Raw genomic sequence first — 9,259 nt, forward strand, 5'->3', positions numbered from 1 at the left:
ATATTGATTTTCAAACGACAGAAGATTTTAATGATTTTAATACATATTATTCAACCTAAAACAAAACTCCTATTTGAAATGAAATTGTATTTAAAATTGTTTTGTCTTCCTCACGTTTTTCGTATCCCTCTGCTTTTTCATCAATATTTGTTGTTAGGTCTAAAAATCCGTTAGTGAATATGAGGCTTGCAGAAAGAGACATATTTGTACCAAGCGAATATTCCAAACCACCACCTATGCTATATCCCAAACTGAAGAAGTTTACTTCATCGCTAATATTTTCTTTTTCAATAAATTTGTTCGGATTTGAAATATCACCAACAGCCCCGATATTATAAAATGTATTTAAGCCAATTTGTCCAAAATATGTAAAATAGCCAATCTCGGCGGTTTTCAGTTTTAAGGCAAAAGGAATTTCAATATACCTTAGTTTATATTCTACATGAGTATTTTTGTCGAAACCTTCGGCTGTGTTTTCATGGATAAATGTAACTGAATCGAGATAATTCAGCTTCCCTCCAGTATTATTAATAAAAATTCCGGTTGAAAAAGCATAGTTTTCCTGAAAATAATAATCAAGATTCAATCCGAAAGCTAATCCCATTTTAAGCCCGTCTGTTTCAACATTTTTATAATCAGACTTCAACCAAGACAGTTGTGGTCTTGCTATCAGGCTCAGCCTTAAAGGCTTTTCAAGCGTGCTTTGAGAATATAATGATGTGCCCATCAATACTGCTGCAACAAATAATAATATCTTAATTTTCATAGTTTTACTATATTTTTGTCAATAACTATTATTTTGCAAAAATATTCTAATTTTATTGAAATTTTATTTTAGTTATGAAAAAATTTAGTTTGTTGATTTTGACTGCAATAAGTATTTTTTGCCTTAGCAGTTGTTATCAAAATATATTTGATGTTGATATTTCAGACATTGATATTGATATTTCGATAAAAAGATTTGATAAAGATTTGTTCGATATCCCTGTTGATAGTGTAATGGGAAAAATTAATTTTTTCGAAAACAAGTATCAAGATTTTTTCGATTTATATAATTATGAAATTATTCGAATTGGAGGCACAAATAATTCTGAATTCGAAGAACGGATAAAATTATTCCTGACAAACGAAACCGTATCTAGTTCATATATAAAAAGTAAGGATATTTTTACAGACTTAGCACCAATTGAAAATGACTTTACTGAAGCGTTCAAATATTATAAATATTATTTCCCAAACAAAGAAATCCCTCAAATAATTAGCTTTGTATCAGGCTTTAACCATCAAGTTGCGATAGATAGCTGCTTGATTGGAATTGGATTGGACAAATATCTGGGGAGAAATTGCGAATTATATGCACAATTGGGTTTACCAAGATATATGACCAACAATATGCATCCGGGAAAAATTGCTACAGATTGTTTGCTAGCTTGGGCAAGATCCGAATTTGCATTTAATGATAGCATTACAACTTTGCTCTCATTTATGGTTTATGAAGGGAAGCTGTTATATTTTCTTGATGCTATGTTCCCAAATCAAACTGACAATTTAAAAATTGGCTATTCAGCCGAAAAACTAAATTGGTGCAAAACAAATGAAGAAAACATGTGGACGTTTCTTATCGAACAAAAATTATTGTATTCGCATAAAAAAGAAGACATAAATAGATTTATTAAGGATGGACCTTTTACTGCAGCATTTATGAAAGAATCTCCTGCCAGAACCGGAATTTATCTCGGTTGGCAAATTGTTAGGAATTATATGAAAAATAATCCCGATAAAAGTTTGCAAGACTTAATGAATGAAAATAATTACCAAAATATTCTATCACTTTCAAAATATAAACCTTAATATAATGAAGTTAAAAAACATAAATAAAACCCATCTTCAAATCTTACTAATTTTGTTAGGATTTATCATTATCCTTATTTTACAAGACAATTTTTTCAGATTTAAAAATACCGAAGAAAAAGTCGATGAAAATTCTGAAACAAAACAAATTCCCTACGATAATTTTTTCTTTCAACGAAGTTTCCCTGACACGATTTTCAACCATCGAGCATTTGCAGCAGCCCTATCTGAAGCGAAAAAAGATTTGAAATTAAAAAATAATTCCTCAATAAATTTGGAATGGGATATTGAAGGACCCGGAAACATTGGCGGCAGAATAAATGTGATTGAAATCAACCCCGATAGTTCAAATGTGATTTACGCAGGAAGTGCCTCAGGTGGCATTTTTAAAACTACAAATGGAGGAAATGATTGGTTTCCAATTTTCGATGACCAGCCATATTTAGCTATCGGAGCAATTGCAATTGACCCTTCCAATACCAGTATAATATATGCCGGTACTGGAGATCCCAACATTACCGGCTATCCATTCATGGGAGATGGAGTTTACAAAAGTACCGATGCCGGTAACACATGGATACACATGGGTTTAGCTGAGGCTTCTATAGTTTCAAAAATCATAATTGACTCAACAAACACTAATATTATTTATGCTGCAACTATGGGCTTACCTTTTGTGAGAACCAACGACAGAGGTCTCTACAAATCAATTGATGGAGGCTCAACATGGGCACAAATTTTATTTATTGACGATGATGCAGGAGTCATAGATCTTGCTATAAATCCTCTGAATACACAAGTTTTATACGCTGCCGGCTGGAATAGAATCAGAAATAATACTGAAAGTTTGATATACGGATATGGAGCAAAAATTTACAAAACTACCGATGGTGGAACGAATTGGACAATTTTAACATACGGATTACCACAATCCATAAAATCAAGGATTGGTTTACGGATGTCGGCACAAGACACTTCTGTTTTGTACACTTTGTATGTTGGAACTAACCTAAACCTCGACCATATTTACAAAACTCAAGATGCCGGTGCAAGTTGGAGTCAATTGCCGGCTACAAATTTACCCTCAAATTTTTTAGGAGGATTTGGCTGGTATTTCGGAAAAATTCGTGTAAATCCATTCAACGATAACGAAGTTTATGCTCTTGGCGTAAATTTATATCATTCCACTGATGGAGGAAACACATGGGCAATAATGGGTTCAAGTGCGGTCCATGCTGACAAACACGACTTAGCTTTCATAGATAGCTTAACATTTTTGCTTGCAACTGATGGCGGAATGTACAAAACTTCCGATGGAGGTCAAAGCTGGACAGATTGCGAAAATATTCCCAATACGCAATTCTATAGAGTTGCTACTGACCCTTTCAACAGTGGATTTTTTGCAGGTGGCACGCAGGATAATGGAACATTATATGGTGGGCAGTCTAATTATATGAGCTGGCAAAGTCTCTACGGAGGTGATGGTTTTCAAGCAATTTTTGATTATAATAACTCAAGCAATTTTTATGCTGAAATGCAAAACGGTTCGCTGGGATATTCAAATGGAAGTACATTTCAATATTTTGGATACGGAATTTCAACTTCAGACAGAAGATCTTGGGATATGCCATTTACGATGAGTCAAGTAAATTCTGATGTATTATATTGCGGAACTTATCGAATATATAAAATTACAAATGCCCCGATAAATAACACCTGGCAAGCTATTAGCGACGATCTCACTAATGGAGTTAATTCAACAAATCATGTAATTACAACAATCGACGAATCGCCACTTGACACTAATTATGTATATGCCGGAACAAGCGATGGATATGTCTGGAGAACACTCGATGGAGGAATTTTATGGGAAAATATTACAAACAATTTGCCTAATAGATATGTAACTTCTGTAGAATCTTCACCAAATTTCACGAATACAGTTTTTGTTTCTCATTCAGGATATAAAGACTACGATTTTCTTCCTCGTATTCACAAATCGACAGACAATGGGAATAGCTGGACAAATATTTCGGGTAACCTCCCTGATCTGGCAATTAATGATGTTTTTATTCTGTCCGGATTTTCCGATTTAATAGTTTTTGTAGCAACCGATGGAGGTGTGTATTATACAGCAGATGGAGGTTTATTTTGGGAAAGACTTGGCAACAATATGCCAATACTTGCTGTTTACGATATAGATTATCAAGCCAGTAGCAATACATTAATTGCTGGAACATTTGGAAGGGCAATCATGTCAATTTCAATAGATTCGCTGTTGCCGCTTGTAAATATTCCTGAAACAGTTTTGGCCAAAAGCTATAAATTAAAAATATTTCCCTCCATCGCCAACGAAAATTTAAATATCTCTTTCGATGACAAATTACTTATTGATGCTGAAATTCAAATAATTGATAATATGGGTCGAGTTTGCCAGGTTTCTAAAGTCGATAAAACTTCGACAAAGATTAATATTAGTAATCTAAAAAATGGCATTTACAATGTTTGCATCTATGGTAAGAATGGCAAATTATTTGGTCGATTTGTAAAATATTGAAAACACTTTCTATATTTCACCGATAATTTTGAAAATTCAAATTTTAAGAAAAAGTTCAAACTAAAATCAGAATCAGTTGAAAACAAAAAATCAAAAAAGTATTATTACTAACTCAAAACTATTAGGGCAAATATTTCTTTTTATTTCCGTTCTAATAATTCCACTTATATACTCACAAAATGCTATCGACAGAGCATTGATGCCAAGGTTTTTTGCGCTTTCCATTTTTTTGCTGCTCCTTATTTTAACTATATTTTTTTACACTAAAAGCAAAAAAATCGAAATTGATTTTGGAATATTAAAACAGCTCATTTTTCCTTTATTTTTAGGATATTTAATTTTTTCGGCTATTTCTGTTTTTTCTGCGATAAATAGTTCAGAAGCTATTTTTCATTTGCTTAAAATATTCGTGTTCTTTATTTTTTTTTCAATTTCTACTCTTCTTATTCAGACCGATAATAAACTTATAGAATTTTTAATAAAACTGATAATAGTCTATTCCCTAATTAGTGCTCTCATAGGATTTTATCAATTTATTTCTCTAATTTTTGAGGGCGAATTATCTCATGAATTGACCTATAAAATCAAAGGAGTTTCTGCCCATAGAAATCTATTTTCGCAAATTCTTCTTTTATGTTTGCCATTTTTGTTTTACGGAATTTACATTTTCACAAAATTGTGGAAAGTACTTTCAGTAATAAGTATTCTTTTAATTATTGTACTGATTACTATACTTTTAACAAAGTCGGTTTGGATTGCACTTGTTCTTTCCTCATTAATTACATTGTTGGTTTACTTAAATTATTATTCTAATTTTTCAGTATCGAAAAAATCAATTAAGTCAATAGCTTTATTTTTCATAACATTCTCAATAATAATAAGTATTTCAGTTATTTTTTATTCCAAATTCGATTCGTTCGAAACTTTCGACAAACAAGCCGATTGGATTAGAAACTATCAATTCGGGTCTTCGCTCGAAAGAGTTGATCTTTGGTCTAAATCCATGGAAATGTATCGAGAAAATCCATATTATGGTGTAGGGATAGGAAATTGGAAAATCAATCTTCCAAATTACGGAACCGATGAGCTTCGGTCGAATGAAGGCGAAATATTTTTCCAACGAGCTCATAATGAGTTTATTGGAATATTATCGGAAATAGGAATTATAGGATTCCTGTTTTATTGTGGCATTTTCATGTCAGCTTTTTACTACATTTTTACAATATTTTTCAAATCAAAAAATACACAGGACAAAATTTTAGCGTTGTTTTTGTTCTTTGGTTTGTCCTCTTTTTTAATAATTTCAATGTTAAGCTTCCCTACTGAGAGAATTGAACATTCTATTTTTCTATTTCTAATTTTAGCTTTAATAACAATCAAGTTTAACGGAATTAAAAAATCTGGAAGTATTAAATCCAAAAATTTCTTAAGGATCGCTATAATTCCAATTTCCGGATTACTCATTTTCGCAATAGTAGTTTCTGGTTTGAAATTAAATTCAGAAATTCATACCAACAAAGCCTTTTTCTACAGAGACAAACAGAATTGGAACAAAGTAATTGAAGAAATAAATTTGGCAAAATCGCAATTTTCTGAACTCGACAACACGGGAACACCATTGCTATGGTATAGGGCTTCTGCAAATTTTCATCTTAAAAATTATGAGAAATCGTTCGATGATTTTCAAAAATCCTGGGAGCAAAATCCATATCACATTCAAGTTATTACAAACTTAGCATCCCTCTATAAATACAGAAAAGAGCTTGAAAATGCAGAAAAATTCTACATGAAAGCATTAAAAGTATCCTCGAGTTTTGAAGATGCAATTTTGCATTTGTGCGATTTATATACCTTTCAAAATAGAACCAACGAAGCCTACGAATTAATAATAAAATGCAATCCAGAAACATTTAATCCTCTTTATAATAAGTTCTTAGTAAATTTATTGAAGAAAATTACGCTAACAACAAAAAATGAAGTTGCCGAAAAAATCTTAAAGAACTCAATTGAAAGAATTTACAACGATGAAAAATGGCTAATAGATGAATTTCCGAAAGCTCAAGAAAACAAAATACCATACAAAACTCAAATTATTATGGATGGGATTTATCTTTTAGAAATAGATAGCATCATTGATAAAAATAGTGTTTATGAACTAAAACTCAAATACAATTTAGTAGAAAAAAGGGAAGAAATTAAGTTTTGAAAACCCTTAATCCAGAGATATTTTAAATATTTATGTTTCAAACTATGATAGGAAATTCCACAAACAAGACTGTACTAAAAATTGTCATATTCATAACCATCATTTCCTTCTTAGATAGTTGTACATCACAAATTGGCAAAAAATCAGAAATTCAGGAAGTTGTAAAATATATCCATATTTCTCATACAAGAACAGATTCGAACCCGAACATAGATAAGCAAGTTGAGCAAATTTGTTTTAGTAATTTTGATATGCGTTGGCTTGGCGGAGATATGGCATATTTAAGCTCAGACGATACAGAAACAATGAATCGCCTTGATTCAGTTTTTGATCTAAGTAGTCTGAATACACTTTGGGCATTAGGAAATCACGATTACACTGACCTACAATTGATAGAATTTTACACAAACAGAAATAAATTCTATTCATATTTTAAAAATGGGATAAGCTTTTTGATTATAGACACTCAGGATAGCCTTAGTAATATTTGTGGTAGCCAAAAATCAATGTTCGACAATTTGCTTGACACTATTCAAAAATCGACACATTTGATAATTCTACATCATAAACTAATTTGGATGTATGATAATCCATTGCTTGAACCAAAAATTGGCTCCGTTTCAAATGGTAATTTTGGAGACTGCTTTTATTGTGTCAATCCAAACAATTTTTATATCGACATTTACCCAAAACTAAAAGAAATAAAACAAAGAGGTATTGAAGTGATTTGCATTGCTGGAGATATAGGTTTTAAAGCAAAAGAATTTGAATACCTCACACCCGAAGGGATATTTTTTCTAGCTTCAGGAATAAAATTTAATTCTGAAAATAACAAAGCTATTATTTTTGAACATGATATAAAATATGGAATTTTAAGTTGGGAATTTAAACTTATGAGTAACATTTTGTAAGAAAAATAATAAAAACAAATCTCTCAAAATAAAAACTGAAAATTGCTGAATAGAGAAAAATTATATAAACATTTCATTTCTAATAATGTTTTATTATTTTTGTTCAGTTAATTGAAATTATTTGACATTATTATAAAATTATTATTAAAATATAAATTAATGAATATCAAGATGTTAAAATTAAGCAGTTATTATCTATCTTTCATTGTCATATTTATGTTCTTGTTTGTCAGTTGTAATTCTGGCACAGAAAAACCCAAGAATATCGAAGACGAAATTAATGTTGAGAATAATGAAGGCTTAGCAGAAGATTTTAAAAAAGCTCAAAAAGTGTTTTTCAGATTACCTTCACCACTGGAATCTGCAATGTTATTAAAACGGGCAAATGCTACCTACGATGAATCTTTACTTAATTCTATTAAAAATATATCGAAATATAATACAAATAAATCAATGGCATTAAATCTTGGCATATATAGCTCCGATTTAAGTTTTGCAAGTCTTTACGATCAAACCCAAACTTCGATAAATTATATGGCCGCAGCCAAAAAAATGGCTGAAGGCTTAGATATTATTGATGCAATCAGCGAAAATACTTTGGAAAGATTAGAATCAAATGTTAATGATAGAGATTCTATTATGATGATTATTTCCGAAACCTTCTTAAATTCAGAGTCATATTTGCAGGAAAACGACAGAGCCTCAGTTTCTGCTTTGATGTTTTACGGTGGTTGGATTGAAGGTTTGTATATAGCCACAAAATTAGCTCAGAAATCGGAAACAATAAATGATATTCTTGCTGAACGAATTGCAGATGAAAGACTATCCCTTGATTTAGTTAATTTGCTCTTATCCAAATATAAAGACAATACCGACATTCAGTCCATTCTACCCGATATTAAAGAGTTAAAGGCTTTATTTGATAAAATTGAAGTTTCAAAACGACCTTCAGAAACATCAGTAAATGAAGAAACTAATGTTACTACTATAAAATCGGAAACTACTGTAAGAGTTCCCGAAGATATTTTTATTGAACTTAGCGAAACAGTTCAAAGATTAAGAAATAAATATATTAAAGAATAAAAATATGAAACCACAATATAGAATTCTAATATTAATTGCTTTATTATTCTCTTTCTATCAGTCTAACTCACAATGTAAATCGTTTGCGAAAGAGAAATCCCGAACACATTTACCTCCATATATTCACGATGGAAATTTCAATTCTATGTATTTCAACGAAGGTGAAGTTGCCGAAATGTTTAAAGCATTTTATTCAGGTCAAAGCTACAGAATGGTAGTTGCCAGCGATGATAAATTACCACCCGTGGAGTTTAAAATTTTAGATTCGGAGCGAAAAGTTTTGTTTGACAATACAGAGCATAAAATGGTTCAAAAATGGGATTTTCGTCTCGAAGCAAGCCAACAGCTCATTATTTCGATAAAAGTTCCAGTCTCCAAAGCACATGTAGATAATCCGGATAATATAGATTTTGGATGTGTTGCTGTACTTTTTGGTTTCGTGAACCATTAATATTAACTTAATGGTTAAATAAATCTTTTTTTTTGAAGTACTGATATTTAATTTTGGATTTTTAAAATAAATCCACTGCCATGAATATTACAAATTTCGATATTTTGGTCTTCTTTTAGATATTTTCTGAGTTTTGTAATAAAAACATCCATACTTCTGGTAGTGAAATAACTATTTTCTTTCCATATTCTTTGTAAAGC

The 9,259-nt window shown here is 31.0% G+C and carries 8 protein-coding genes; 6 read left to right on the forward strand and 2 right to left on the reverse strand.

The window, feature by feature from the left end; translation table 11 throughout:
- Window positions 1-55 precede the first annotated feature (55 nt).
- On the reverse strand, window positions 56-766 hold the full coding sequence (locus HN894_16965) for a PorT family protein (protein ID MBT7145016.1): 711 nt from the start codon (window positions 764-766) through the stop codon (window positions 56-58).
- Between the two features lie 74 nt (window positions 767-840).
- Here HN894_16965 and HN894_16970 point away from each other — a divergent pair, with 74 nt between their 5' ends.
- From HN894_16970 to HN894_16995, 6 genes are all read left to right on the forward strand, one after another.
- Window positions 841-1,851 carry a hypothetical protein gene (locus tag HN894_16970; protein ID MBT7145017.1) on the forward strand — a complete coding sequence of 337 codons (1,011 nt, stop codon included), beginning with the start codon at window positions 841-843 and terminating at the stop codon, window positions 1,849-1,851.
- Between the two features lie 4 nt (window positions 1,852-1,855).
- Window positions 1,856-4,408: a T9SS type A sorting domain-containing protein gene (locus tag HN894_16975; GenBank protein MBT7145018.1), complete on the forward strand. Its 2,553-nt coding sequence runs from the start codon at window positions 1,856-1,858 to the stop codon at window positions 4,406-4,408.
- A 76-nt stretch (window positions 4,409-4,484) separates the two neighbouring features.
- Entirely contained in the window at window positions 4,485-6,614 is a 2,130-nt protein-coding gene (locus HN894_16980) for a hypothetical protein (GenBank protein MBT7145019.1), read from the forward strand.
- Window positions 6,615-6,658: 44 nt separating this feature from the next.
- Window positions 6,659-7,525 carry a hypothetical protein gene (locus tag HN894_16985; protein ID MBT7145020.1) on the forward strand — a complete coding sequence of 289 codons (867 nt, stop codon included), beginning with the start codon at window positions 6,659-6,661 and terminating at the stop codon, window positions 7,523-7,525.
- Window positions 7,526-7,684: 159 nt separating this feature from the next.
- A complete protein-coding gene (locus HN894_16990) occupies window positions 7,685-8,608 on the forward strand; it encodes a hypothetical protein (protein MBT7145021.1) in 924 nt (307 codons plus the stop codon).
- A gap of 4 nt (window positions 8,609-8,612) precedes the next feature.
- The gene (locus tag HN894_16995; GenBank protein ID MBT7145022.1) at window positions 8,613-9,059 is read left to right on the forward strand and encodes a hypothetical protein; all 447 of its coding nucleotides are present in this window, start codon (window positions 8,613-8,615) and stop codon (window positions 9,057-9,059) included.
- Window positions 9,060-9,106: 47 nt separating this feature from the next.
- Here the strand turns inward: HN894_16995 and HN894_17000 are convergent.
- A partial coding sequence (locus HN894_17000) for a DNA-binding response regulator (protein MBT7145023.1) occupies window positions 9,107-9,259 on the reverse strand: 153 nt, incomplete at its 5' end.

It is taken from the genome of Bacteroidota bacterium (assembly GCA_018692315.1).
In the GTDB taxonomy this organism is placed as follows: domain Bacteria; phylum Bacteroidota; class Bacteroidia; order Bacteroidales; family JABHKC01; genus JABHKC01.

Coding starts and splice junctions, on each gene's coding strand:
- HN894_16965 (MBT7145016.1), bottom strand. CDS start 766: ATGAAAATTAAGATATTATTATTTGTTGCAGCAGTATTGATGGGCACA.
- HN894_16970 (MBT7145017.1), top strand. CDS start 841: ATGAAAAAATTTAGTTTGTTGATTTTGACTGCAATAAGTATTTTTTGC.
- HN894_16975 (MBT7145018.1), top strand. CDS start 1,856: ATGAAGTTAAAAAACATAAATAAAACCCATCTTCAAATCTTACTAATT.
- HN894_16985 (MBT7145020.1), top strand. CDS start 6,659: ATGATAGGAAATTCCACAAACAAGACTGTACTAAAAATTGTCATATTC.
- HN894_16990 (MBT7145021.1), top strand. CDS start 7,685: ATGAATATCAAGATGTTAAAATTAAGCAGTTATTATCTATCTTTCATT.
- HN894_16995 (MBT7145022.1), top strand. CDS start 8,613: ATGAAACCACAATATAGAATTCTAATATTAATTGCTTTATTATTCTCT.